The 24,601-nt window shown below is 69.0% G+C and carries 26 protein-coding genes; 7 read left to right on the top strand and 19 right to left on the bottom strand.

The annotated features are described in order from the left end of the window. Positions 1–118: 118 nt before the first annotated feature. Positions 119–568, top strand: coding sequence for an FAD synthase family protein (locus ACZ5Y9_RS04400; RefSeq protein ID WP_464472395.1), 450 nt, complete (start codon positions 119–121; stop codon positions 566–568). A 24-nt stretch (positions 569–592) separates the two neighbouring features. Here the strand turns inward: ACZ5Y9_RS04400 and ACZ5Y9_RS04395 are convergent, their stop codons facing one another. Beyond that, positions 593–985: an SIP domain-containing protein gene (locus ACZ5Y9_RS04395; protein ID WP_464472394.1), complete on the bottom strand. Its 393-nt coding sequence runs from the start codon at positions 983–985 to the stop codon at positions 593–595. Between the two features lie 81 nt (positions 986–1,066). Here ACZ5Y9_RS04395 and ACZ5Y9_RS04390 point away from each other — a divergent pair, with 81 nt between their 5' ends. The 3 genes from ACZ5Y9_RS04390 (at position 1,067) to ACZ5Y9_RS04380 (ending at position 4,639) form a co-directional block, all read left to right on the top strand. Then, positions 1,067–1,330 carry a glutaredoxin family protein gene (locus ACZ5Y9_RS04390; protein ID WP_247623511.1) on the top strand — a complete coding sequence of 88 codons (264 nt, stop codon included), beginning with the start codon at positions 1,067–1,069 and terminating at the stop codon, positions 1,328–1,330. Between the two features lie 164 nt (positions 1,331–1,494). After that, the gene (locus tag ACZ5Y9_RS04385; RefSeq protein WP_464472393.1) at positions 1,495–2,871 is read left to right on the top strand and encodes an MFS transporter; all 1,377 of its coding nucleotides are present in this window, start codon (positions 1,495–1,497) and stop codon (positions 2,869–2,871) included. A gap of 28 nt (positions 2,872–2,899) precedes the next feature. Beyond that, positions 2,900–4,639 carry an aldehyde dehydrogenase family protein gene (locus ACZ5Y9_RS04380; protein ID WP_464472392.1) on the top strand — a complete coding sequence of 580 codons (1,740 nt, stop codon included), beginning with the start codon at positions 2,900–2,902 and terminating at the stop codon, positions 4,637–4,639. 18 nt (positions 4,640–4,657) lie between these two features. On the opposite strand, the gene ypfJ is transcribed toward ACZ5Y9_RS04380, so the two are convergent. Beyond that, positions 4,658–5,545, bottom strand: a complete 888-nt coding sequence (ypfJ, locus tag ACZ5Y9_RS04375; RefSeq protein WP_247623514.1) for a KPN_02809 family neutral zinc metallopeptidase — start codon at positions 5,543–5,545, stop codon at positions 4,658–4,660. A 45-nt stretch (positions 5,546–5,590) separates the two neighbouring features. Here ypfJ and ACZ5Y9_RS04370 point away from each other — a divergent pair, with 45 nt between their 5' ends. The 3 genes from ACZ5Y9_RS04370 (at position 5,591) to ACZ5Y9_RS04360 (ending at position 7,627) form a co-directional block, all read left to right on the top strand. Beyond that, positions 5,591–6,580, top strand: a complete 990-nt coding sequence (locus tag ACZ5Y9_RS04370; protein WP_247623515.1) for a malate dehydrogenase — start codon at positions 5,591–5,593, stop codon at positions 6,578–6,580. 116 nt (positions 6,581–6,696) lie between these two features. After that, positions 6,697–7,080: a response regulator gene (locus tag ACZ5Y9_RS04365; RefSeq protein ID WP_247623516.1), complete on the top strand. Its 384-nt coding sequence runs from the start codon at positions 6,697–6,699 to the stop codon at positions 7,078–7,080. A 76-nt stretch (positions 7,081–7,156) separates the two neighbouring features. After that, positions 7,157–7,627, top strand: a complete 471-nt coding sequence (locus ACZ5Y9_RS04360) for a recombinase family protein (protein ID WP_247623517.1) — start codon at positions 7,157–7,159, stop codon at positions 7,625–7,627. Positions 7,628–7,634: 7 nt separating this feature from the next. On the opposite strand, the gene ACZ5Y9_RS04355 is transcribed toward ACZ5Y9_RS04360, so the two are convergent. The 17 genes from ACZ5Y9_RS04355 to ACZ5Y9_RS04275 all read right to left on the bottom strand — a co-directional run bounded on the left by ACZ5Y9_RS04355 (position 7,635) and on the right by ACZ5Y9_RS04275 (position 24,563). After that, entirely contained in the window at positions 7,635–8,264 is a 630-nt protein-coding gene (locus ACZ5Y9_RS04355; RefSeq protein ID WP_464472391.1) for a hypothetical protein, read from the bottom strand. A gap of 41 nt (positions 8,265–8,305) precedes the next feature. Next, complete coding sequence (locus tag ACZ5Y9_RS04350; protein WP_464472390.1) at positions 8,306–9,994, bottom strand: alpha/beta hydrolase; 1,689 nt, start codon at positions 9,992–9,994, stop codon at positions 8,306–8,308. Further along, a complete protein-coding gene (locus ACZ5Y9_RS04345) occupies positions 9,975–10,295 on the bottom strand; it encodes a hypothetical protein (RefSeq protein ID WP_464472389.1) in 321 nt (106 codons plus the stop codon). Before ACZ5Y9_RS04345 ends, ACZ5Y9_RS04350 begins: the two co-directional genes overlap by 20 nt. Before the next feature lie 147 nt (positions 10,296–10,442). Next, complete coding sequence (locus tag ACZ5Y9_RS04340) at positions 10,443–10,730, bottom strand: WXG100 family type VII secretion target (RefSeq protein ID WP_247623521.1); 288 nt, start codon at positions 10,728–10,730, stop codon at positions 10,443–10,445. Positions 10,731–10,852: 122 nt separating this feature from the next. Beyond that, complete coding sequence (locus tag ACZ5Y9_RS04335; protein WP_464472388.1) at positions 10,853–11,518, bottom strand: hypothetical protein; 666 nt, start codon at positions 11,516–11,518, stop codon at positions 10,853–10,855. A gap of 4 nt (positions 11,519–11,522) precedes the next feature. Continuing rightward, positions 11,523–12,164 carry a hypothetical protein gene (locus tag ACZ5Y9_RS04330; RefSeq protein ID WP_464472387.1) on the bottom strand — a complete coding sequence of 214 codons (642 nt, stop codon included), beginning with the start codon at positions 12,162–12,164 and terminating at the stop codon, positions 11,523–11,525. Further along, the gene (locus ACZ5Y9_RS04325; RefSeq protein ID WP_404597808.1) at positions 12,161–13,288 is read right to left on the bottom strand and encodes a hypothetical protein; all 1,128 of its coding nucleotides are present in this window, start codon (positions 13,286–13,288) and stop codon (positions 12,161–12,163) included. The genes ACZ5Y9_RS04330 and ACZ5Y9_RS04325 overlap by 4 nt, the downstream gene beginning before the upstream one ends. Beyond that, positions 13,285–13,587, bottom strand: a complete 303-nt coding sequence (locus tag ACZ5Y9_RS04320) for a hypothetical protein (RefSeq protein WP_247623525.1) — start codon at positions 13,585–13,587, stop codon at positions 13,285–13,287. Before ACZ5Y9_RS04320 ends, ACZ5Y9_RS04325 begins: the two co-directional genes overlap by 4 nt. Positions 13,588–13,663: 76 nt before the next feature. Continuing rightward, a complete protein-coding gene (locus ACZ5Y9_RS04315; RefSeq protein ID WP_247623521.1) occupies positions 13,664–13,951 on the bottom strand; it encodes a WXG100 family type VII secretion target in 288 nt (95 codons plus the stop codon). 127 nt (positions 13,952–14,078) lie between these two features. After that, positions 14,079–14,954 carry a hypothetical protein gene (locus tag ACZ5Y9_RS04310; protein WP_464472386.1) on the bottom strand — a complete coding sequence of 292 codons (876 nt, stop codon included), beginning with the start codon at positions 14,952–14,954 and terminating at the stop codon, positions 14,079–14,081. Positions 14,955–15,028: 74 nt separating this feature from the next. Beyond that, positions 15,029–15,697, bottom strand: coding sequence for a hypothetical protein (locus ACZ5Y9_RS04305; protein ID WP_464472385.1), 669 nt, complete (start codon positions 15,695–15,697; stop codon positions 15,029–15,031). A gap of 37 nt (positions 15,698–15,734) precedes the next feature. Continuing rightward, complete coding sequence (locus ACZ5Y9_RS04300) at positions 15,735–16,328, bottom strand: hypothetical protein (protein ID WP_464472384.1); 594 nt, start codon at positions 16,326–16,328, stop codon at positions 15,735–15,737. Beyond that, positions 16,325–17,626 (bottom strand): hypothetical protein, encoded by a 1,302-nt coding sequence (locus ACZ5Y9_RS04295; protein ID WP_247623529.1) that lies wholly within the window; start codon positions 17,624–17,626, stop codon positions 16,325–16,327. The genes ACZ5Y9_RS04300 and ACZ5Y9_RS04295 overlap by 4 nt, the downstream gene beginning before the upstream one ends. A 17-nt stretch (positions 17,627–17,643) precedes the next feature. Continuing rightward, positions 17,644–17,991: a hypothetical protein gene (locus ACZ5Y9_RS04290; protein WP_247623530.1), complete on the bottom strand. Its 348-nt coding sequence runs from the start codon at positions 17,989–17,991 to the stop codon at positions 17,644–17,646. Between the two features lie 82 nt (positions 17,992–18,073). Beyond that, complete coding sequence (locus ACZ5Y9_RS04285; RefSeq protein ID WP_464472383.1) at positions 18,074–18,967, bottom strand: hypothetical protein; 894 nt, start codon at positions 18,965–18,967, stop codon at positions 18,074–18,076. A gap of 36 nt (positions 18,968–19,003) precedes the next feature. Then, the gene (locus ACZ5Y9_RS04280; protein ID WP_464472382.1) at positions 19,004–19,888 is read right to left on the bottom strand and encodes a hypothetical protein; all 885 of its coding nucleotides are present in this window, start codon (positions 19,886–19,888) and stop codon (positions 19,004–19,006) included. Between the two features lie 163 nt (positions 19,889–20,051). After that, a complete protein-coding gene (locus tag ACZ5Y9_RS04275) occupies positions 20,052–24,563 on the bottom strand; it encodes an FtsK/SpoIIIE domain-containing protein (protein WP_464472381.1) in 4,512 nt (1,503 codons plus the stop codon). Between the last annotated feature and the right edge of the window lie 38 nt (positions 24,564–24,601).

The following is a 24,601-nucleotide window of genomic DNA, read 5'->3' as shown; positions in this document are numbered from 1 at the left end:
ACGTCCGGATCCGGGGGTGCGCTTTCGCACGTGGGAGGTCTAGACTGACCCGTGCGGCTGTGGGAGTCGCAGGTGGATGGGGATCCGCCTACTGGGGAATCACTGATCTGGGGAGATCATGGGGACGCGTATCGGCTATGCCGCGGGAGCTTTCGACCTGTTCCACGTGGGGCATCTGAACCTTCTGCGCCACGCCAAGCAGCAGTGCGACATTCTGATCGCCGGCGTCGTGAGCGACGAGATGCTGCGCGAGGTGAAGGGCATCGAGCCCGTCATCCCGACGGCGGAGCGCGCGGAGATCGTGCGACACATCTCGTTCGTCGACGACGTGCACGTCGAGACGACGCCGTCGAAGCTGGATGCCTGGGAAGACGTGCGCTTCACGCACTTCTTCAAGGGCGACGACTGGCGCGGCACCGAGAAGGGGCTGCGGCTCGAGCGCGAGTTCGCGCGCGTCGGCGTCGAGATCGTGTACTTCCCGTACACGGCGCACACCTCGAGCTCGTCGCTGCGGCGAGCGCTCGACGCGATCACCGCGGGTGCGGGGGCTCCGGCGCTCGCGCGCTAGCGGTTCGGTCGGTCCGCGCGCGGTTCAGTTCGATACGCCGAGCAGGCTGCGGGCCATGCGCGCCACGTGGGGTGGCGTGTGCGGCCCCAGCCAGACGGTCCACTGCGCCGGCGGCTCGCTGCACGCCCACTCGACGCACCACGAGTGCACGGCATTGGCGAGGCGCTCGCCCTTGGTGTGCGCACGGATACCGTCGCCGCGCACGAGCCAGCGCACCGAGACGCCGTCGGGCACGTCGATGTGACGCATTTGGATGCGCGCGGCCGCTTCGAGCAGGATCACGCCTGTCGCGTCCCACGGCAGTCGGGCGGCGATCCCCGCGATCACCCCGGCGTCCGCCGCGTCTCCGGCGACGAGCACGGCGCCCTCTATGCTCTCCCAGTCGGGGTCGTCCAGGTGCTCGCTCGCGTGGTTCATGGCTTCGATTATAGGTAAGGCTACCCTTACCGACAACCCCCTCTCGGCCCTCTCCCCGCCAGGGCGTTCTACGCTTGTGTCATGACTTCTCCTGCTGAATCCACCATCACGATGTTCGGTGCCGACTGGTGCCGCGACTGCATCCGCACCAAGAAGCAGCTCGACGACCTCGGCGTCGAGTACACGTACGTCGATCTCGTCGCCGACCCCTCCGGTGCCGACGTCGCGAAGGACATCTCCGGCCGCACGAACATCCCCGTCGTCCTGTACCCCGACTCCTCCCACCAGGTCGAGCCGTCGAACGCCGACGTCGAGGCGAAGCTGCGCGAGCTCTCCCTGATCTGAGCGCCGCGTCGGCACAACTTCGGAGTTCCGGAGCGCCGCGCCCGCACAACTTCGGAGTTCCGGAGCGCCGCCCCGCGACGGCATCCGATTCAGCGGCGTGTCGTGTGCAATCTCCGAAGTTGTGCCGGGGCGACGAGACGAAGGGCCACCGCTACACTGGCGCGATGAGCACAGAGGCTCGGCCCGAACGAGCATCCGTCCGCCTGTCCGCGCGCACGATCGTGCTGTACGCGATCGGCTCCGTCGGCACCGGCGGATACGCCACGCTGCCCGGGCTGGTACTGACGTACTTCCTCACCGACAACCTCGGCGTCGCCGCTCTGGCCGCCGGAATCATCGTCACCGCCGCCAAGATCTGGGACGTCGTGATCGACCCGCTGATCGGCGCCGCCTCCGACCGTCAGCTCGCGCGCACCGGCTCGCGTCGCGGGTTCATGGTGCTCGGCGCCGTCACGCTGCCCGTGTTCTTCGCGCTGACGTTCGCGGTTCCTCCATCGTGGGGTCCGATGGCCGGTGCGGTGTGCGTGCTGCTCGCCTTCCTCGCCACGGCCACGGCGTTCAGCCTGTTCCAGGTGCCGTACGTCGCGCTGCCCGCCGAGCTCACCGACGGTTACGACGAGCGCACGCGCCTGCTCGGTTGGCGGGTCGTGGTGCTGACGGCATCCATCCTCCTGTTCGGGGCGGGTGGCCCCGCACTGCGCAAGGCGGGCGACGACCCCGTGCTCGGATATCTGCTGATGGGGATCGTCGCGGGACTCGCGATCGGCATCGGCATGTTCGTGGCGACGCGCACGGCGGATGCCGCGGCCGCACGCCGCGTCGGCGACGAGAGCGCGGTGGCCCCGGCCGCCGGCATCCGAGAGCAGTACGCCTCGGGGTTCCGGGCGCTGCGGCGCAGCCAGCCCTTCCGTGCGCTGCTGGGCGCGTTCCTGCTGCAGGCGCTCGCGACCGGCACCATGCTCGCCGGGGCGCAGTACGTGGCGACCTGGGTACTGCGGTCGGAGGACGCCGTGACGTTCGTGTTCGTCGCGCTCGTCGGCCCTGCGCTCGTGGCGACGCCCGTCTGGACGGTCATCGCCCGGCGGGTCGGCAAGGAGCGCGCGTTCGGCATCGCGAGCGTGCTGTTCACTCTCGCCGCGGCATCCCTCACGATCGCAGTCTGGACGCCCGGCGCCTGGATCTACGCCTCCGTCGCGGTGGCCGGAATCGCCTACGCCGGGCTGCAGTCGCTGCCGATGGCGATGCTGCCCGACGTCATCTCGCACGACGAGCGCACCCACGGCAGCGGGCGCGCGGGCACCTTCACCGGCATCTGGACCGCCGGGGAGACCGTCGGCTTCGCTCTCGGTGCGACGACGGTCTCGCTCACCCTCGCCCTGACCGGGTACGTCTCGACGGTCGCAGGCACGACGGTCGAGCAGCCGGATGCCGCCATCACCGGCATCGTGCTCAGTTTCAGCATCCTTCCCGCACTGATCATGCTCGCGAGTCTCCTGCCTCTTCGCCGTTACCGCCTGCGCCGCCACGACATCGACGCATAAGCTGGGATCCCGTCCGAAGGAGCCGCCTGTGACCTCCACGCCCGTCGCCACGACCACGCCCGAGATCGGCGAGAGCGAGCACGCGCGGCTCGATACGGCGATCGACGACCTGCACACGGGCGCCCGAGTGTGGTCGGCGCTCACGGTCGCGCAGCGCGTGACGCTGCTGCGTCAGGTGCGCACGAGCGTGGCCGCGACCGCCGAGGACTGGGCGACGACCGCCGCGGCGACGAAGGGGCTCGATGCGCGGCATCCGCTCCGTGGCGAGGAATGGCTGAGCGGGCCCTACGGTGTGCTCGGCGCGCTCGACGCCTACATCGAGACGCTCTCGCGGCTCGCCCGCGGCGCCAACCCGCTCGACGGAATCACCATCGACCGCGCCCCCGGCGGCCGCACGCGCGTGCATGCGTTCCCCCTCACCGGCATCGATCGCTTCCTGCTGTCGGGATTCACCGGCGAGGTCTGGCTCGAACCGGGCACGACACCGCGCGCGGCCCGAGCCGCCGCCGGGCTCGGCCAGCGCACCCCGACCGTCTCCGGCGGAGTGGGGCTCGTGCTCGGCGCAGGCAACGTCACCTCGATCCCCGTGCTCGACGTGCTGTACGAACTGCTCGCCTCGAACCGCACCGCGCTGCTCAAGGTGAACCCAACGCAGGATCCCCTCGTGCCGATCTACAAGCGCGCGCTCGCCCCGCTCATCGAGCCGGGGTTCCTGCGCATCGTGCGCGGCGGCCCGGCGGTCGGTGCCTACCTCACGGCTCACTCCGACCTCTCGCACGTGCACATCACCGGGTCCGCGGCGACGTTCGACGCGATCGTCTGGGGCCCGAAGACCGCGCGCGGGGCCCGCCGCAAGAAGCCGTCGATGTCGAAGCCGATCACGGCCGAACTCGGCGGGGTCTCGCCGATCATCGTCGTGCCCGGCGACTGGTCGGACGCCGACCTGCGGTACCAGGCCGAGCACGTCGCGACCATGCGGCTGCAGAACAGCGGCCACAACTGCATCGCCGGGCAGGTCGTGATCCTGTCGGAGGATTGGGACCAGGCGGATGCCTTCCGCGCCGCGCTCCGTCGGGCCTACGCGAGCGCGCCCGAGCGACCCACCTGGTACCCGGGGTCGACGAACCGCATGAACGAGGCATCCGATGCCTACCCCGATGCCCTCGTGCTCGGCGACCGGCTGCTCGTGGAGATCGACGGCGACGACGACGCCTCGGCCCTGCAGAGCACCGAGTACTTCGCACCGGTCCTCGGCGTCGTGAGCGTCGCCGGGACGGGCCAGGAGTTCCTCGACGCCGCCGTCGCCTACGCGAACGACGAGCTGCAGGGCACACTCGGGGCGAACGTGCTCATCGACCCGGCGACCGAGAAGTCGCTCGGCACCGGATTCGAGAGGGCGATCGCCGACCTCCGGTACGGATCGATCGCGATCAACGGCTGGACCGGCTTCGCGTTCATCACCCCGACATTGACCTGGGGCGCTTTCCCCGGCAGCACGATCGACGACGTCGGCAGCGGCATCGGCGTCGTGCACAACGCCCTGCTGCTCGATCGGGTCGAGCGATCGGTGCTGCGCGGCCCGTTCCGGCCGTTCCCTCGCTCCGCGCCGGGCCTCAACGGCGGCGGTCGGGTCACGATCCTGCCGACGCCCCCGTGGTTCGTGACCTCGCGCACCGGCGCCGAGGTGAGCGAGGGGCTCACCCGATTCCGCGCAAGCGGCGGCGTGGGAGGCCTCGTGAAGACCCTGCTGGCGGCGCTGCGCGCCTGACGCACCCCTGGGTCAGTCTCAGGGGTCGAGGTCGTCGACCGAGCGGGTGAACGTCTCGGCGCAGACCCCCAGGCCCTCGCTGTAGCCGAGCGCGAACCAATACTGCCGCTGCTCGCTCGACCCGTGCGTCCAGCTGTCGGGGTTCGAAACGCCCGACATCTCCTGGATGTGGTCGTCTCCCACCGCGGCAGCGGCATCCAATGCGTCCCGCCGCTGCTCCTCGGTGGTCGGTTGCAGGTACGGCGTACCGTCGGCGTCCGTCTGCTCGGAGATCCGCCCGATCCAGGCACCGGCGTAGCAGTCCGCCTGCAACTCCATGCGCACGCCGTTGCTGCCCTCTCCGGTGCCGTTGTTCGGGTACTGATCCATCGTGCCGACGATGTTCTGGATGTGGTGGCCCCACTCGTGACCCACGATGTAGAGCTGGGCGAGGTTGCCGGCGGATGCCCCGAACTGCTGCTGCATGAGCGAGAAGAACGTGGGGTCGAGGTAGACGCCCTGCTCGGGCGGGCAGTAGAACGGCCCGACGGCGTTGGAGGCGGTGCCGCACTGCGTCGAGGTCGCACCGTCGACCACCGTCAGGGTCGGCGGCACGTACCCCTCGACGTTGTCTTCCCAGAACGCGTCGAGTGCGACCTGTGCGCCGGCCATGCGGCAGTCGACGTTCTCGTTCGCGTCCTGCCCCGTGTCGCAGTTCTCGATGACCGAGCTCCCGGAGTCGGAGCCCGAACCGCCCGTCGACGTACCGCCGCCGAGAAGCCCCGTCAGGTCGATCCCGAGCAGCGGCCCCGCGATCAGGGCGATGAGGCCGAGCACCCCGACTCCTGTGCCTCCCGCGATCGCCGCGTTGCGACCGCGGCGGCGCGTGGTGTTGGTCGACAGGTCGGCGTCGGGGTTGAACGTCATGGCTCCGAGGGTACTCCGCCCCTCGGACGGTCGTAGGCTCGGGATATGACCACGACGATCACCATCACGGGCGCGGGCGGACAGATCGGCTACGCGCTGCTGTTCCGCATCGCGGCGGGAGACCTGCTCGGACCGGACGAGAAGGTGCGGCTGCGGCTGCTCGAGATCCCGCAGGGGATCGGAGCGGCGGAGGGCGCGGCGCTCGAGCTGCAGGACGGCGCTTTCGGGCTGCTCGAGCACGTCGAGGTGACGGATGACGCGGCGATCGGCTTCGACGGTGCCGACCTCGCGCTGCTCGTGGGCGCGCGCCCGCGCGGACCCGGCATGGAGCGGGGCGACCTGCTCGCCGCGAACGGTGGCATCTTCGGCCCGCAGGGGGCGGCGATCGCCGCGAACGCGGCACCCGGCGTGCGGGTCACGGTCGTCGGGAACCCCGCGAACACGAACGCGCTCATCGCCGCGGCATCCGCCGACGGCGTGCCGGCCGAACGATTCACGGCGCTGACTCGCCTCGATGAGAACCGCGCCAGGGCGCAGTTCGCACAGACGCTGGGCGTGCCTGTCGCGACGGTGGGGCGCCTGCCGATCTGGGGCAACCACTCCGCGACGCAGTTCCCCGACGTGTCGCACGCGACCGTGGCGGGCGAGCCTGCGGCGGAGGCTCTCGCCGCGATCGTCGGCGACGTGCCGGCGTGGTTGGACGAGACTTTCATCCCGCGGGTCGCCAAGCGGGGTGCCGAGATCATCCGGGTGCGCGGGTCGTCGTCGGTCGCCTCGGCGGCGAGCGCCACGATCGACCACGTGCGCGACTGGGTGCGCGGCACCGAGGACTGGACCTCGGCCGGCGTCGTCTCGCACGGTGAGTACGGGGTGCCCGCGGGCCTGATCTCGTCGTTCCCCGTGCGTGCGGTCGACGGCGAGTGGCGGGTCGTCGAGGCTCTGGAGATCGGCGAGGACGCCCGGCGGCGGATCGACGCCTCGGTCGCCGAACTCGTCGAGGAGCGCGATGCGGTGCGGTCGCTCGGTCTGATCTGACCCACTCTTCCGGCGCGAACGTGTGGATAACCGACTTATCCACTGTCCCCACACGTACGCGATTCGCCAACATATGGTTACTGGACTGACGACGCTCCGCGGAGCAGAATGGACCGGTGACCTTGTCTCCTGACACGATCGGAATGATCATCGCGCTCTTCGCCTTCACGGCGACGGTGCTCAGCGGCGTGGGCGCGATGCTCGCCCACCAGACGCGCGGTCTGGACGCGCGATTCGTGCAGATGGATGCGCGGATCGACGCCCGGTTCGAGCAGGTCGACGCCCGGTTCGAGCAGGTCGACGCCCGGTTCGACCAGGTGGACGCCCGGTTCGAGCAGGTCGATCGCCGATTCGACCAGGTGGACGCCCGACTCGATCGAGTCGACGCCCGCATTGACCGGGTGGAGGAACGCCTCCTCGGCGTCGAGCACGAGCTGGTCGACGTGAAGATCACGATCGCCCGGCTCGAGGGACCTCCCCGTCGCCTGCAACAGCTCTGAGCGGCATCCGATCCCGTCGGCGGAGTCGATACGGATTCGGCACCGACAGGGCAGAATGGAGTCCGGAGGTGCGCCCATGAGCGAGACGACAGACCGGACCACCGGCACGGCATCGGTCGATGACGCGCTGACGAGCCCGCTGCACCTGCCGCACGCCGCGGCGGAGTGCCCCAAGTGCTTCACCGAACTGCAGCAGAACCGCGACTTCTGGCTCGCTCGCCCCGACGGTTCACGCCTCGTCGGACTCGTGGTCTCCCGCGAGGGCATGCCTCCGGTCGTGCAGCAGCGCGATGATCTCACGCGCTTCGGCGTTCCGATCGAGGGGTTCCGTCACCCGGCACCCGACATCCTCGAGAGCTGGGGCGATCGTCTCGCCCGCCTCATCGACACCCTGCACAAGGGCGACGTGCTCGTCGTCGCGAACACGCACGCGCTCGGGCGCGACGGCGAAGAGGAGTCGCGCACGGTCGCCGACCTCCGTCGCCGCGGCATCATCGTCAAGGTGCTCAACCACGACGCGCGCCACCTGGCGGATCTCGCGCGCTGACGAACGCTTACGGTGCGGGTGTGGGGCCGAAGGCCGGCTCACCTGGCGTGACGCCGAAGAAGAGCGGATCGCTCGGCGACTCCTCTCGCGGCAGATACCCCTCCGAGAGGGTGACACCGCCGAAGATGAGCTTGCTGAGCTCTGCCGGGTCGCCGGGCCAGCATTTTGTGGTCGCGGTGACGAGAACCGAGCCGTTGGCGATGAACGTCACCATCAGCAACGAGAAGTCGCCCTGCCGACGCACGATCACATCGGACGACTGCGCGTCACCGGAGCCGAGTTCCTGACCCTCCACCTCGAAGCCCGCATCGGCAAGATAATCCTGCACCTTCTCGCGCATCCCATCCCGCTCATCCGGATCGATCTTCGTGTTGCGGGTGAGATCGAAATTGTAACTGTCGTCACCGCACCCGGCGCCCGAAGGCTGCATCCCGAACAAACCGATATCCGACTCCCAGGGCCCGTCGTAGATGAGCGCCTGGACATCATTCGTGATGGCCCGGTAGTCGAAGTAGTGCTGCTTCGACTGAGCAACAAGCTCGTCACCCGTGGGAATCATTCCGTCTCCGTTCACACACCCCGTAAGGGCAACCGACAACACCACCACAGCAGCGGACACCCGCCAGCGCTTCCTCATCTGCACGCCTCTACTCCTCGTGTATCGTCACCGCGTACCAGTCAATTGATCGGCTCGCCGGTGGCGATGATGTTGGCAATGTTACGGAACGATTCCGAGTCGCGAGAAAGGTACCCGTTACCCGCTTCCCACCACCCCCACACCGTGTTGCCGCCGTCGTGGGCCGCGTGCCCGGGTGTTCCGACCGCCATCTCGGTACCACCGCCCAGGCTCGGCACCTCACCCCCGTCGCTTTCGAAACTGACCGCACCCGGCAACGCCTCGGGATTCATCCCGTGGCCGAACGAGCTGTGCTCCCCGTACCGTGCGACCACATCCCCGGGAGCACGCGAGGCGTAGATTTGCGTGCCGGAGTAGTCCATTGGCGCGTCTCCGGTCCAGCCTGCGTGATACCCGTCGGGGACGCCTGCCGACCCGACTGCGATGAGGTTGTCGACTCCAAGGTTGTCGGGCGATCCGCCCACCGCGAGGAACGCGGTCGTGCTGCCGTATGAGTGCCCGATCACCGACGTCGTGACCTGTGAAGAAACCTCGTTGTCGAGCCCTCGCAGCGTGGAACTGAGCCTCGCCGCGCCCTCGGTCGCGCTGCCCATCACGTGTTCGGTCGCCAGATTCGGGGAGTCGTAGCCGTACCAGGCAATCGTCGCCGACCCCACACCCTCACCGTACTCGTTCGCGAACTTGTTAAGGTTGCGGCCACTCGCCCCCCATGCCTTGAGGTCGTCGAGGCTCGAGAACATCCCACCGACCAGCACGTTGACGTTGGTGATGCCGTCCATCGGATCGACAGGGTTGCCTTCATCATCGACGATGCGCACGCCGTACATCACAGCGGCGGTTGCCTGCGGGTGCTCGAACGGGTGGAACATCAGCAATTGGCCATCGAAGTCCGTGACCTCGCGCCCGAGCTGCTCGAGCTGCGAGTCGAGTGGCTCGCCATACGGGCCGCCTTCGATCACCCGGTCGTAGGCGGCCTTGTTGGCGAGGAACCGGTCGAGGTAGGGAACGCCTTCGAGGTTGCCGACGAACTCCGGGTAGGTGCGGGCCAACGCCGCGCGCTGCGCATCGGTGAGGCTGTCCCAGATCTCGGCCACCTCGGCCGGGCTGTCGGCGTTCGCGAGCGCATCGATCGCCGAGAGCGTCGAGTTGCTGAGGGTCGTGCCATCGGAGCGGACCAGGCCCGAGATCGCAGCCCCATAGGCCTCATCCCACAGCGAGTACGCCGATTCCCACTGCTCCCACAGATCGTCGAGGGTGCTGGTGGCCGAGGCGAGACCGCTCTCGGCATCCGTCACGCCCTGCTCCGCCGTGTTGCGGGTCTGCGCGGTGTCGTCGGGCGTGCACTGGCGCTGCGCGAGCTCGGCCGCATCGAGATCGGCCGCCGCAGTCTCCTTCGCGGCGTGGGCCGTCTCGATGTCGTCGATGAGGTCGTTCGCCGCCTTCGCGTGCTGCGCCACGGCCTCGCCGTAGGCGCGCACGACATCGGCGATGCGCTCGAGGGTGAGGATCGTCGGATTCATCCGGCTCGCGAGGGCGCCCGATTCGGTCCGCACGCGATCGATGCTCTCGCCGCGCCCTTCGAGTCCGCCGTCGATGTTGCGCAGCACGATCCGGGCGTTGCCACCCTCATCGATCAACGTCTCGAGGTCACGATGGATGCCTTCGAGCGAGCCGCTGTCGTACTCGATCTCCTCGAGCGTCCAGCCGCGATTAGGAGAAGTCAGCGACATAGTCGGAATCCCATCCGGCGCCGAGCGAGACGTCGAGGTCATCGAACGAATCGTTGATGCTCTTGAGGCGGTCGCTGATCGCGATGCCGTCGAGGTGCTGCGCCTTCGCCTCCATCGACGCCTGACCGAGTGCGTTCTCGAGCATGACCCGGAGGCTCGTGCGCCCCACTGGGTTGCCGACGCCGGTGTCGCGGGCCCAGATGTCGTTCGCATACATCACGTAATTGCCGATCGAAAGGTCGATCTGCAGGATCGCCCCGTCGAGCGCCGCCTTGTCGATCGCGACGTCCGACATCTTCACCCCCCGGTGCTCCGTGGTTTCACGCTAGTGGGGCATATCGGGATGCCACGATGGGCAGGACTCCCCATCCATCCGGTACCGGCAACGAGGTCGGGACACGACGAGGGGCCGACGGCGAACCGTCGACCCCTCGAAAACTGCGCTCGGTCAGCTGCCGGCGAGCTGCGTGTCGAGGTCCTGGATCGCACGCATCATGCCCAGCAGCGACTCCGACATGTCGTTGATGCCATCGACCGCGGTCTTCAGACCCGTCGTCAGCTCCGTGTAACCCTCACCGAACTTGCCCGACGCATGCTGCGTCTTGAAGTCCTCACCCAGAAGGGTGTCCACCTGACCCTTCAGCGTGTCCAACTGACCCTGAATGTCATCACGAGCCTGCGACAGCGACGACGCCACCTGCTCCATCTCTGCATAAGACGCACCGAAATCGGCCATCGTCCACACCTCCGGAAATCGAATGAACCGGACCCCTCCGGCCCGATACCCACAAACCTAACAACCCCCACCCCCACCGTCGATGGGGAGACCTCCCCATCGAGCCGCGAGTGACGGCGAGGTCAGCGGCCGATCACGCCCGACCGGATCCGCACCCAGAGCGGGTCCCGCTCCGAGAGACCGGACACGATCCGCATCACCCCGCCGATCTGACCGATGCCGGCGAGCGCGGCGATCACACCGACGACCCCCGCCGCCGCGGTCAGCTCGCTCGACCCCTCGATGAGGTCGCGGACGAACAGTGCGATCCCGCCCACCGCGATCAGCAGTGCCAGGGTCGCCGTGACGATCCGCACGAACACCCGCGGTTCGAAGTTCACGGTGCGAGCCTGCAGCCAACCGCCGGCGCGGCGCTGGCGCCCTCCGCGCGTGTACGGCAGGCGCATCCACCAGGTCGCGGCGGAGAGGAGCCGCCGCCCCGACCACCACAGCAGCACCAGCAGGGCGACGCCCGCGAGAGTGACGATGACGGCGACCACGATCGTCACCAGGTCGCTGCCGACGGGCGTGCCGCCCAGCATCCGCACCGTCTCGATGAGACCGACCGCCACGAATGAACCCCCGGCAGCGAGGGCGAAGCCCAGGATGCCGAGACCCCACCGCGACCATCGTTCGAAGTCCGCCCGCAGCGCCGCGGCGGCGCGGTCGGCCTCGACGGGGCGAGCGTCATCGGATCCCGCCTCGGCGATGAGAGGACGCGAGGCCGGGAGGATCAGGGCGAAGGGCATGGATTCAGGTTAGGCCGTCGTCGAGCGGCGTCTCGAATCGCGCGCCCTCCGGCAGTTGCGGCTCGACGCCTTCGGGAAGGTACTGCGTCATCGACAGCGCGAACGCCGTCATCACCGCCAGCTCCTGCCGCTGCGCCGGGTCGGAGCACATGCCCATGACGACCACGGTTCCCGCTTCGTCGGGAAGACGGATCTCACCCACCGTCATGACCGCGTCCATACTCCCGCGCGACACCAGTCCGCTCGTCACGGTGCCGACCCGCCCGTCGGGCGACGCGAAGGTCTCGGCGGTCGCGTCGTCGCCGAAGCGACCGAGCGGCAGAAGACGGTGCAGCGAGACGGCATCCGCGGTGTCTTCCGGTCCCGTGACGACCACGTTCGTGCACAGGAACGACACCGCCGGCCGCTCACCGAGCACGATCGACACCCCGGCGAAGTCGAATCCGGTGTCGGCGAAGGTGCGCACACCCTCGTGGAAGCCGGCGACGATCGCCTCACGCGCCTCGTCCGGGAGCCAGCCCTTGCCGCCCTCGAGGTAACGCTCCAGCCATTCGTTTGGCGAGCGATCGCCGAGGGCACGGAACTCGATCCAGCCCTGCGGCATCCGCTGCCAGACCCGGTGGCCGGTTGCCTGTTCGACGCTCACAGCTCGTCGTCCGTCTTCGGGCCGTTGCCGTGGACCGTGTTGTCGACACGTTCGGCGAGGTTCTGCCACGGACCGAACAGACTGTCGACGAAGTCCTGCCCCTTGCTGTGCGCGTCCATGGCGGTGTTGGTCATCCAGTAGGTGTTGGCGACCATGTTGCTCATGTTGATGTTCAGGGTGACGGCGAGGGTTCCCGCCGCCGTCCCGCCACCGGCGAGAGCCGGGGTCATGCGCTGGATCGACGGGATGAGCACCGCACCGCCGGGGCCGATGAGCGTCTTCGCCGCGACACCCAGCAGACCACCGGCGAGCAACCCGACCGCGCCGATCGCGAAGTCCGTCCACGACCCGCGGCCGGTGAGCGCCTGCAGCCCGTCGATCGCGACCAGCGCGATCGCCATGACGAGCGCCACGGTGCCGAGCACCGGGATGAAGAGCGAGAGGATGGCGATGATCGGCAGCGCCGCGCGGAGGATGTCCTCCAGGATCGGCACCACGTTGTCCATGAGCCACTCGCCGGCATCCGCCAGCCAGTCGCCCGCCCCCTCGAGGAAGTTCGAGAACGCGTTGCCCGCATAGGAGTTGAGCGTGTCGCTCGCGCTCACGAGGTGCTGCGCGGCGATCGCCGCGTCGTCGTCGACCTCGATCTTGAGGCGCTGCGCCTCGGCGATCACGTCGTCGAGCGCGCCCTGCGCCGTCGCGAGGGCAGTGGTCGCATTCGACACGGCGTCGGGATCGGCATCCTCGGCGTCGGCGCCGTCGACGGCCTTGTCCTTCGCGGTCGCCTTGCTGCTCACCGACGCGGCGGCGGTGGCCGCTCGATCCTCGAGCTCGCGAGCGCGCTGCTGGTAGCCGGTCAGCTGCGTTACCCAGGTGCTGAGCGCATCGCGGGAGGTGCGCAGGGCCGAACCCGTGTCGACCAGGTGCGGACGGAAGTCCTCGCTCATCGCGGCGCGGAACGCCACGGCGGCTTCGCCCGTCCAGGCGGCGTCATCGTCGCCGTTGAGCATCGCGAGCGCGTCGTCGACGCTGTCGCAGCCGGTCGAGAGCCCGAGCACGAAGCCCTCGAGCTCGCCGAGATCGCCGGGAGCGGGATCGAATCCCAGAGCGGGGAACGCGGTCATGCGGATGCCCCTTCCTCGGGCTCCATGCTGGCGGCGAGCTCGGAGTCGAGCCCGCGGAACGCCTCGAGGATGCCCTGCAGGCCGGTGCTCGCATCTTCCGCGTAGCGACCGAGCTTGTCGATGCCGCCACCCCACGAATCGTGGAGGTCTTCGAGACGGCGTCGCAGCTCCTGCTGCGGGACGGCCGAGCCGGAGACGCTGCCGAGAGCGCTGGTCGCGGCATCCAACGACGTGCGCATGTTCGCGTACGCGGTCTTGCTGGCCTCCATGGCCGAGTAGTCGATACTCACATCAGGCATACGTGTCCCCTCCCCTGGTCACCGGTCGAAAGGGGGCGCCGACCTTGTCGGTCGACGCCCCACGAAGAACGCTCGGTCAGCTGCCGGCGAGCTGCGTGTCGAGGTCCTGAATCGCACGCATCATGCCCAGCAGCGACTCCGACATGTCGTTGATGCCATCGACCGCGGTCTTCAGACCCGTCGTCAGCTCCGTGTAACCCTCACCGAACTTGCCCGACGCATGCTGCGTCTTGAAGTCCTCACCCAGAAGGGTGTCCACCTGACCCTTCAGCGTGTCCAACTGACCCTGAATGTCATCACGAGCCTGCGACAGCGACGACGCCACCTGCTCCATCTCTGCATAAGACGCACCGAAATCGGCCATCGTCCACACCTCCGGAAATCGAATGAACCGGACCCCTCCGGCCCGATACCCACAAACCTAACAACCCCCACCCCCACCGTCGATGGGGAGACCTCCCCATCGAGCCGAACCGGGCGAAGAACCGGAATCAGGGCCGGGGGATGACGCCGGCGATGTCGATCTCGCCGTCGTAGGCGAGCCACGCGACCCAGGCGGCCGGCGCGAGCGTGCGCGCCTGGGCGATGGTCGTGGCGTCGATTCCCGCGCTCGCCAGGGTGTCGAGTCGACGGGACCACTCGGCCTTGTCGGAGGGCGTCGGCGAGGACGACGACGCCGCCCATTCCGCATCACGCCACATCTGGCGCAGGTCGCCCGGATCGACGGATGCTCGCGCGCGGGGCGTGAGCGCAGCATCCTGTCTCCGCACCCGATCGCTACGGATCGCGACCCCCGCGATGAGGAGGGTGATAGCCGTTGTCATCGGCAGCCAGATCGCGAGGTCTTCCGGCGTGAACCTGCGGTCGTCGCCGGTACCGAGGAGGAGGCGTGTCACCAGCAGGGCGGCACAGAGCAGGCCGACCATGACCGCGCTGGTTTCGCCGATGCGGGCGCTCCGAACGTCAGGCACCCGAAGCAAGAGCACGACGAGCAGAACGGGTATGGCGATCACTCCCGCGACGACGGCGGTCGACACGGCCAGCTCGGGGTCGGTGAAGGCGTTCCTGCGGTCGGACGGACCGAGCATCACCGCCGACGTCAGGGCCGCCGTCAGTCCGAGGCCGAGCAGCGTTCCCCACACGGCGAGATATCCCGCGCTCGACTGCGCCCGTGGCGGCGCGCTCGCGGTGGCGATCGCTGGCGCCGCGGACGCCGAGACGAAGCGCCGCCGACGCTGATGAAGGTTCCACAGGCGGGAGAACAGCGCCGATGCCGCCTGCGGCTGTGCGCGAAGCACTTCCACCGCTTCGTTCGCAACCGCGGTGACCGTCTCATCGTCACCGGAGAGGCGCACGACCGGCTTCATGCCTCGCCCTCGGCATCGTGGGCGATCCAGAGCATCGGTTCGCTCGGGCGACGCATCGGTGGTCCGCCACGCCCTCAACCGGCTTCAGCGGGCGAGACCGCGGGTACGGCGTCCTCCTCCGCGACCCTCTCCCAGGCGAAGGTCGAGACGATCGAATCGCTCAGCAGCGCCAGCTCATCGAGCACCTCGGCGGGCAGCACGTCGCCGTCCGGGATGACGATCGTCGACGTGAACACGAGCGCCTTCCGGCGCTGCGTGCCGGGAACCGGAACGACGTAGGTGATCGTGCGTCCGCCGACGCCGTCGATCGACGACGCCCCGGATGGGCGCTTCGCCTCGGTCACCCAGCGCACGATGTGCTTGACGTGGTCGTCGAGGAAGACGGCGCCCCGCAGGCGGAAGGCCTCGGTCACCCAGCCGTCGAGGTTCTCGCCGTGGGCGGCCGTGAGCAGCGAGGCCGTGATCGACAGGGGGAGCAGTTCCTCCATCGGCACGTCCTGCTGCCGGTAGACGGCGAACACCTTGGTGTTGCGCATGACTTGGTTGACCTGCGCCATCATGGTGCGGAACTCGGCATCGAGGTCGGGACGCCCGGCCTGCATGAAGATCGCACTCGCCTTGCGCACGTCCTCCTGCTGCGCCGCATTGGTGGGCACGTGCCGCGCCCAGCCCGGAGGAAGCACGAGGCGAAACGGGGGAACGCCGAACTGCATCTCGACGCCGAGGTCGTTGATCTCGTTCACCGAAGGGCTCCTCGCGCTGGTCTGTTCGGGGCGGCGGTCACGCCGGCAGGGTGATGCCGTCGATCACGCGGAGGATGTGCTCCTCCATGAGGGCGAAGGACTCGAGGGTCGAGCCCATCGCCTCGATCATGATGACCCATTCTCCCGCACGGAGCATGACCGTCCAGTTGGCGATCGGGCGCGCGGCGCCGTCGACGACGACGGCGGAGGTGCGGCGCAGCAGGAATCCGTTGCCGTGCGCGTCGGTCTCGAGTTGGATCAGCTCGGATGCCGTGGAGTCGGGCAGCGTCACGATCTCTTCCAGCACAGCGCGCTCATCGAGCGCCTCGGCATCCGCCACCGTGATCTCGACGAGGACGTCGCTGTACACCCCGCGGGGGATGAACCACAGCTGGGTCGCTGCGTTGCCCGCGAGCCCGACGAGGCCTTGCGCCGTGAGGCGGATCGCATCCAGATCGCCGTCGGTGAGAGACGAACGTGTCGCGTAGAGCTCGACCGCCGCGTCGACCCACGCTTCCTCTCCGCCGTCGCCCGCGAGATCGCGGGCGGTCGGCAGCGGGAGGAACCACTCGTCGTCGTAGGCGAAGTCCCATCGCGCATCGGTCGCCGTCTCGACGGGAAGCGGCGTCATCGGGTGATCCCGTTCAGCAGGCCAGCGGGCGAGAGGCCACCGGACGGTCGACCGTTGGTCATGGCTACGCCCTTGTCCGCCCACTTGTAGACGTTCCATGCCTGCTCGAACAGCGTGGGAGCATCGGACTTGGCCAGCTGCTGCAGCGCCTGCGGCAGCTGCGTGTAGAGCCTGTTCCCATAACCGGTACCGACCGCAGCGGCCTCCTGGAACGCGACGGTGAAAGACCGATTCGCTCCGCCGAGGAATCGCTGTCCGAGTCCTGCGAGCGTGAACGGCCCCGTCAGCCGGGTGCGCGAGACGTTCTCGACGAAGTTTGCGAAGTTGAGCTTGCTCGCCGCGCGCCAGCCGTTCTTCGGCAGTGCGGAGATGTTGTGGATATTGCGAATCTGCCCGAGCGGCCCGGTGAGCTGCTTCGGGATCGCCTTGAAGAACTTGCCCAATCCCTGACCGAGTTTGCCGATCGGGAGAACTCCGACGATGGCCCACGCGAGATCCCCCCACCCCTTGCGGCCGTCGAACATGAGCGCGACGGTGAGGGCGAGCGCGATGACGCCGACGACCAGGGCGGCGATCGCGAAGAAGGGGCCGCCGATGATGAGGCCGAGCACCGCAATCGCGAGACCGACCCAGCTGACCCATTCGGCGACGACCGCGAGGACTCCCGCGATGTCCTCCCAGGTGGAGTCCTTGCCGATGTCGTTGGCATCCGTGAGGCCCGACACGGCCGTCTCGTACGCCTCGTGCCAGGTGTCGTACTCGGCGTCGAAAGCGGCGAGGTTGTCATCGTGATCGCTCGATGCCGTGCTCAGAGCGCTTTGGGCTCCGGATGCCGCAGAAGCGAGCTCCTGCCCCGCAGCGGTGTTGGCCGCCGCGGCATCCTCCTCCGGCGGGTTCAGACGCGTGTTCGTGTTGTGGGTGCTCAGCGCGGCCGATGCATCCGCCGCGTTCGACTGCGCCGTCTGCAGGGCCGTGAGGCTGGACTCGCAATCCGCGACCACCGTCTGCATGCGCGACTGCACCTGAGCGAGCGCCGTCGCGTAGGCGGAGAGGGTCGACCCCGCCGGCGTGTAACGCCGACCGGCCTCGTCGAGGTCTTTGTGGACGTCGTCGATGACCTCCTTGATTTTGTCCATCGCATATCCGCGCCCGACGATCGTGCCGTCCTTGATGCCTTCGAGCGTGCTCGCCGCCTCGACCATGCTCTCGCCGAGCTCGGTGATCTGCGACCCTCGCGTGGAGATCGCCGCAGCATCCCCCGCGACCACCTCGACATCGCGTCCGCTGTGCGTCTGCATCTTCCCGCCCCTCCGTGTCAGTACGCCACCGGCGCGTGACCGCCGGATCCGCCCGCGCTGCTGCCCGACTGCTCCATCGACGTCGCCATCTCGGAGTCGAGACTGGTGACCTCGTCGACCGTCCCCTGCACTCGCTGGGCGACTTCTTTGAGCTTCGTCAGCAGCTTGTCGCGGCTGTCGTTCCAGCTGCCCTCGAAGTCATGGCAGCGGTCCTGGAGTCGACCGTCGCCGTAGGGCCGTGCGACGGCGGCCTCGACGTCGTCCTGGCGCCCCGACGCCGACTCGAACTCGCTGACGATCGCCGTGAGCTGCTCGCTCGTGGTCTGCAGATACTCGATCGGCACGATCATGCTCTGGCCGCTCATCGCCCCTCCTCAGTTCCTGGACGATACGACATTAGTGGGCGGCGATGTCTCACACGATGGGGAGCACTCCCCATGTTGCGGATCACCGCGCGGCACGGCGCGCGGTGCCGTTCTCGGCCTTCTTCGTCAGCGCCCGGATGCTCTCGCGATCGGCCAGAATCCCCAGCTCCGTGATGCCGGCGGCGCCGAGGCCCCGACCGCGCGTCTTCGCCGCGGTGGTGCGGATGCTGGTGGTGGAGGAATGCTCCACCATCTCGCCGAGCCGCGTCCATCGGCGGAGGTCCTGAGCGTCGAGTTCCTTCCGATGCGCCCGGCGCAGTCGGCCGAGACGCCTTCCCCCGGCCTTCCGCTGACCGAACGTCTCGCTGTATTCGTCGCTCCCTTTCTCCAGGATCCTGCGCTGCTTCGCCTCCGTGTCGGCGATCACCGCCGCGATCTCCTGGGCGTAAGCGGGCATCCCCCGGAGGATCCGCCGCTCCTCCGCGACCCATCGCCGCAGCAGTGCATCCTCGCACTCGTCGCAGAGACGCGATGGACGTGTCCCGTCCGTCGCGTACCCGCAGTCGCACGGGATCCCCCCGCGCTGTGTGCGCCGTGCGGGCGCCCATCCGAACCGCTCCCGTAACGACGCGGCACCCACGACGCTCTCGTGCAGCTCCCCCAGATACCCCTCACCGCTCCGGCGCTGCGCCTCGCGCACCAGCGCCTCCCACCGCTCCGCATCGCCCGCACGCACCAACGGCCCCGCCTCCCGCGCATACTCCGCCAGGACCGCGAAGACCTCCGCCTCCACCAGCGCCGCCTTCAACGCCGACGCCGACGTCGTCCCCGGCCACGACGGAAACGCCGCATCGCGCGACACCTCGCGCACCCGCGCCTCACCCGCCGCCGCAAAACGCTCCCAGACCGGCTTCAGCGCCTCGTCACGCTCGAGCACGCCCCGCTCGAACTCCACCACCGCATCGAACACACCCATGCGAAAAGCGTAAGCCGTGCGCGCCTCCGCACGCGCTCACCGTCGACTCTTGCGTCCAGTCGCCGGTCGAGAATGCTGCGCTCTCACCTGCAGCGCCAGTCCGACGAGCTCAGTCAGGGCGGCGGCGCCGAGTCCGCGTCTCAAGACCTTGCTCGCCGTCTCGCGATACGCGAGCATCGACGCGGCGGCGAGAGGTGCTCCCAGCGTCTCCCATCGAGACATCTCTACGCCGCGCAGCTCCTCCCGGTGCCGCCGACGCAAGCGGGAGACCACGCGGCCTCCCGCTCGACGAAACCCAGTCGCTTCAGACGCGGTGTACTCGCCGCCGGTCACATACACTTGCTCCTGTTTTCGCGCGGTGCGCTCGATGACCGCAGTGACCTCTTCCGCGTACTCGGGCATCCCGCGCAGTATCCGCCGCTCCTCCGCGACCCAGCGTCGCAACAACGTCTCCTGACAGTCATCGCACAACGCCCGCGGCAGAACACCCTCGGTCGCAAACCCGCACTGACACGGAATCCCACCCCGCTGCGACCTCGACCGCGGAACCCACCCCCACCGCTCCCGCAACAGAGCAGCACCCACCGTGCTCTCCTGCAACTCACCCAGAAAACCCTCACCGCTCCGACGCTGCGCCTCGCCCACCAGCCCGGCCCACCGCTGCGCATCACCCGCACGCACCAACCCACGAGCCTCCCGCGCATACTCCGCCAGCACCGCGAACACCTCCGCCTCCACCGACGCCGCCTTCAACGCCGACGCCGACGTCACCCCCGGCCACGACGGAAACCCCACACGCTCCCGCAACACCCCCAACCGCGCCTCACCCAACACCGCGAAACGCTCCCAGACCGGCTTCAGCGCCTCGTCACGCTCGAGCACGCCCCGCTCGAACTCCACCACCGCATCGAACACACCCACGCGACCAGCGTAGGACGCACGCGCCTCCGCGCTCGGCCACGCGAGAAAACGGAGACCGGATGCTGCGCGGGCGGCGCGTCACGGCCTCCCACCGTCCGGCACGCCGAAGCGGCGGCATCCGCCCCGGGTTTTCTCCCGACCGGATGCCGCCGCAGACGGGAGCTCACCCGATGCGGTCGCCCTCGACGAGCGGCATCTGCACCGTGACCTGGCGACCGGCCTGCACGAAGATGCCACGACCCTCGGGGAAGTCGGTGCGCTTGACCTTCGGGAACGGCACCTTGAACACCGCGTCGCCGTCGAACGAGTCGGGCTTAAGGATGATGCCCTTGCGGCCGGCCTTGAAGTCGCCGATGAACCCGAAGCCGCTGGTGACCTGCGTCACGTCGGCGTCGCCGATCATGAGGTGGTCGCTGCGGTTGATCGCCTGGAACAGCGCCTTCATATCGCGCTCGGCGGGCGAGTCGGCGAACTGCGGCACGTCCTCCACGACGATGAGGATGCGCATTCCGAGCGTCTCGTCGGCGACGAGCTCGACGAGTTCCTTCGCGAGCTCCTTCGCCTCTTCGGGCGTGGTGGCGCTGCGCGTCCAGTCGGCGTATCCCTTGAGCTGCGCCCGCCGTCCGCCGAAGTGGAACAGCTTGACCGTCGGGTCGAGCCGCCGCATCGACGTGATGAGCCCCTTGAGCGCCGTGGTCTTGCCCGACTGCGGCGGACCGGCCACGACGAACGTGCCGACAGGATCGAAGTCGCGCGCGGCGAGCGTGTCCTCCGCGACACCCAGCACCGGGAACTCGCCCAGGCGATCGGGCAGATCGCGCACCGAGAGGCGGGTGGGCAGCGCGCCGATCTCCTCGACCTCGCGCACCCCGGCTCCGCGCAGCTGGGCCGCGAGCTGCTCGAGCAGCTTGGTCTGCTCGGCCACGTTGGGGGTGCCGCCGAGCGTCGCGATCTGCGTCTCGAGGCCGTCGACGATGGCACGACCCGGGGCGGACGTCTCGTCGAGCACGTCCTTCGGGGCGTTGAGCATCGCGTAGCCGGAGTCGTCGGAGAGACGCAGCACCACGCGGCGCGACACGTTCGCGCTGACCGCCGTCGGCACGGAACCCGAGCGGTCGGCGCTCGCGATCACGTGCACGCCGAGCGGGCGCCCCTCGCCGAGGATGCGCATGAAGGTCTGGTAGAACGGCATCCGCGCGGTGGTCGATTCCCACTCGCTACGGAACTGCGGGAATCCGTCGATGAGCAGCAGGATGCGCGGCTCGCGCGACCCGGTGATCTCGCGGTACTCGGTGAGGCTCGAGGCGTTCGCGGCGCTGAAGCGCTTGCCGCGATCGTCGAGCACCCGCGCGAGCGAGCGCAGGATGCGCTGCACGCGCTCGGCATCGTCGCCGCCGATGATCGATCCGACGTGCGGGAGGACCTCGAGGCTCCTCAACGCACCCGACCCGAAGTCGAGGCCGTAGACCTCGACTTCGGAGTGCCCGGCGTGGAACCCGGCCGCGATCGCGACGGTGCGCAGCACGGTCGACTTGCCCGAGCCGCTCGTGCCGTAGACGAGGAGCGAGCCGTCCTTGTCGGGCACGAAGTACGCGGGCTCCTGCATCTGCCGGGAGGGCACGTCCATCTTGCCGAGCAGGATCTGCCCGTCACCGAGCACCGGCAGGTCGCGGATGTCGACCGCGCGCTCGAGGTCGTCGAGCCACGGGCGGCGCGGGGCCGGGATGCCGGCGATCGAGGATGCCGCGACGAGCGACGAGACGATGCGCTTCTGGTCGTTCGGGCCGAGGTCCTCGTCGTGCGAGTCGGATTCGGGTGCCTGGTCGGCCTCCCACGTCTGGATGGATCCGAACCGCAGCTCGGCCACCTTGACCTCTGCCTGCTGCACCTCGTCGGTCGTCCACCCACCGGCGTACGCCGACTGGAACGGCACGAGACGACCGGGGCCGGTCTTCGCGATGCCGCGACCGGGGAGCGAGGGTGGGAACGACGCCGCCACCGGGTCGTCGACGACGTCCTTCGAATCCGACTCGTCGGCCATGCGCAGGGCGACGCGCAGGTTGGTGTTGGCGCGCAGGTTGTCCTTGATGACACCCGCGGGCCGCTGGGTCGCCATGATCAGATGGATGCCGAGGGAGCGACCGCGCTGCGCGATGTCGACGACGCCGTCGACGAACTCGGGCACCTCTCCGGCGAGCGCCGCGAACTCGTCGATCACGAGCACGAGGGCGGGCGGGGTCTCGGGGTCGCGGCGCTTCTCGAGTTCGAGGAGGTCCTTCGCCTTCTTGCGGTTGAAGAGATGCTCGCGGTGGTGCAGCTCGGCGCGCAGGCTGGTGAGCGCGCGTCGCACGAGGTGCGGGCTCAGGTCGGTGACCAGGCCCACGCAGTGCGGCAGATCGACGCAATCCGCGAACGCCGAACCGCCCTTGTAGTCGACGAAGAGGAACGTCACCCGGTCGGGGCTGTGCGCCGCCGCCATGCCGAGCACCCAGGCCTGCAGGAACTCGCTCTTGCCGGCGCCGGTGGTTCCACCGACGAGTGCGTGCGGCCCCTGCGTGCGCAGGTCGAGGGTCATGGCATCCGTCTGCGACTGCCCGATGATGGCGCGCAGGTTGCCCGCCTTCTTCAGGCGCGACTGCGGAGCACCCGAACGGTCGAGGATGGTGTTGTTCTGACGCCAGCGGTCGATCACGGCGTTCGGGTCGGAGGCCAGCTCGCTGCCGACGAGCGACAGGAACATCACCGAGTTCGGGATGTCGGAGGAGTCCTCGATCACGGTGCTCGAGTCGACGACCGGCGCGAGACGCTTGGCGAACATCGTCATGTACGCGTGCGAGACGCCCTCGACGCGCACGTCCTGGTAGGCAACGCCGTTGCGCACCGTGCCGACGCGCGCCTGCTCGAGGCCCGAGGTGACGTCGACGAACGAGCGGCACGCGGCCGGCAGCGACTCGACGACCGGGGCCACGAAGAGGCCGTAGACGCCGACATCCGCTCCCCGCTCGAGGATCTGCGTGAGGCGCGCGCGGTCGACCGGGGCGTCGTTGGTGACGATCACCAAGATCGCGGTCTGGCCGGGGAACGTCGCTTCTTCGGCGGCGCGCTTGACGTCGGTGCCGTAGTACATCGGGTCCCAGTCGTCACCGTAGGGCGGGCGCTGCGACTTCGCCTCACGCGAGCGGCGGAGCACGATCTCCTCGAGGCCGTTGAGCAGGGCCGTGCCCGTCGAGGCCGAGTCGGCCAGCGCGACGTCCTTGAACGGGTTGCGCTCGCTGGAGGTGTGCGGGAGCCACTTGAGCCAGTCGAGTTCGTTCGCCCACCCGGGCTCGGTGAGGGCGACCGCGACGAGCTCGTTGGGCGAGTGCATCCCGAACAGCTGCACCGCGAGTCCCCGCAGCGCATCGCTGGCGAGCGAGGTGGGGCCGGCGACGCCGATCGATCCCGAGCTCTGCAGCGACTCGAGGATCGGAACGTCGTCGATCATCTTGTACCGCTCCTCGAGGCGGTCGACGCGCTCGATGTACTCGGGGAGCGCTTCGGGGATGTCGGAGCGCTTGATGCGCGTACGCGATTCGTCGGTACAGCTCCCCAACCGCACGGCCAGGAAGTTCCAGTGCTCGGGTCGACGGGTCCACAGCAGCGGGCCGAGTCGCATCGCCTCGTCGAACACGACCGCGACGGCGGGCACTTCGTTCTGGCGCACCTCGCGCTCCCGCGGCTGGGCGAGGTAGAGCTTCTCCTCGAGGCGTTCGAAGTTCTCCTCGAACTTCTCGACCTCCTTGCGCAGGCGCTGCCCGAGGTTCGTCTTCTGCGAGATGAAGTTTCCGAACATCATCAGCGGCGACATGAAGACGATCAGCAGCGACCGCGGGTTCCCGCTCATCGCGAAGATCGCCGCGCCCAGCAGGATCGGCGCGACCAGCATGGGCCACGGGAAGAGCCGCTGCACCTGGTCGCGGGGGTAGCGGGGCTCGTCGAGCTCTTCGCCGGTGAATCGCGCCTCGACCCGCGGGCTGCGGTTGAACAGCAGCGCGCCCCCGCGCTCGAGCACGGGGTCGCCGGCGGCCGAGCCGTCGAAGTCGCTCACGAGGTGCACGACGAACTCGCAGTCACCGAGGGTGAAGCGCTGGCCGGGGATCACGCGCAGGCGCTGCACGAGGCCGCCGTCAACGAGGATGCCGTTGGCGGAGTTCAGGTCGACGATCTCGACGAAGGTCGTCGCGACCTCGATGCGCGCGTGGCGCTTCGAGACCAGCGGATCAGCGATCGTCACGTCGTTCGCGGCGTCGCGACCGATGAGGAAGTGTCCGAGGGGCAGGGCGAACTCCTGGCCCTGCGCGGGGCCGGCGACCACCGTGAGCACGGCGGCGGGGCGCGCCCCGGCGGTGCCGACCGACGCCCGGTTCGGGCCGAGGTTGACGACCTCGGCGAGGAAGCCGGAACCGATCGGGGCATCACCGACGAGGAGGTCGGGGGTGAGCATGGTGAGCTGCTCGCTGGTCGGCGGGGCGACGGAGAGGGTGAGCACATCGGCCGGCGAGGCCGGGATGCTGCGGGTCGGATCGGTCGATGCGATCTGGCGCGCGACGTCGGCCACGGTCGCGGTCGAGTCGGCCATCACGACGATGTCGGTCAGGGGCGCCGCCGGGCGGCGCAGGGTCAGCTTGACTCTCATCGTCGATCCTCACCGCGCCCGGGGCGCGTCTCACGTCT

Source organism: Microbacterium sp. T3-8, assembly GCF_055398145.1.
Note: the sequence above shows the minus strand (reverse complement) of the source record. Positions and strands in the feature narration are given on the sequence as shown.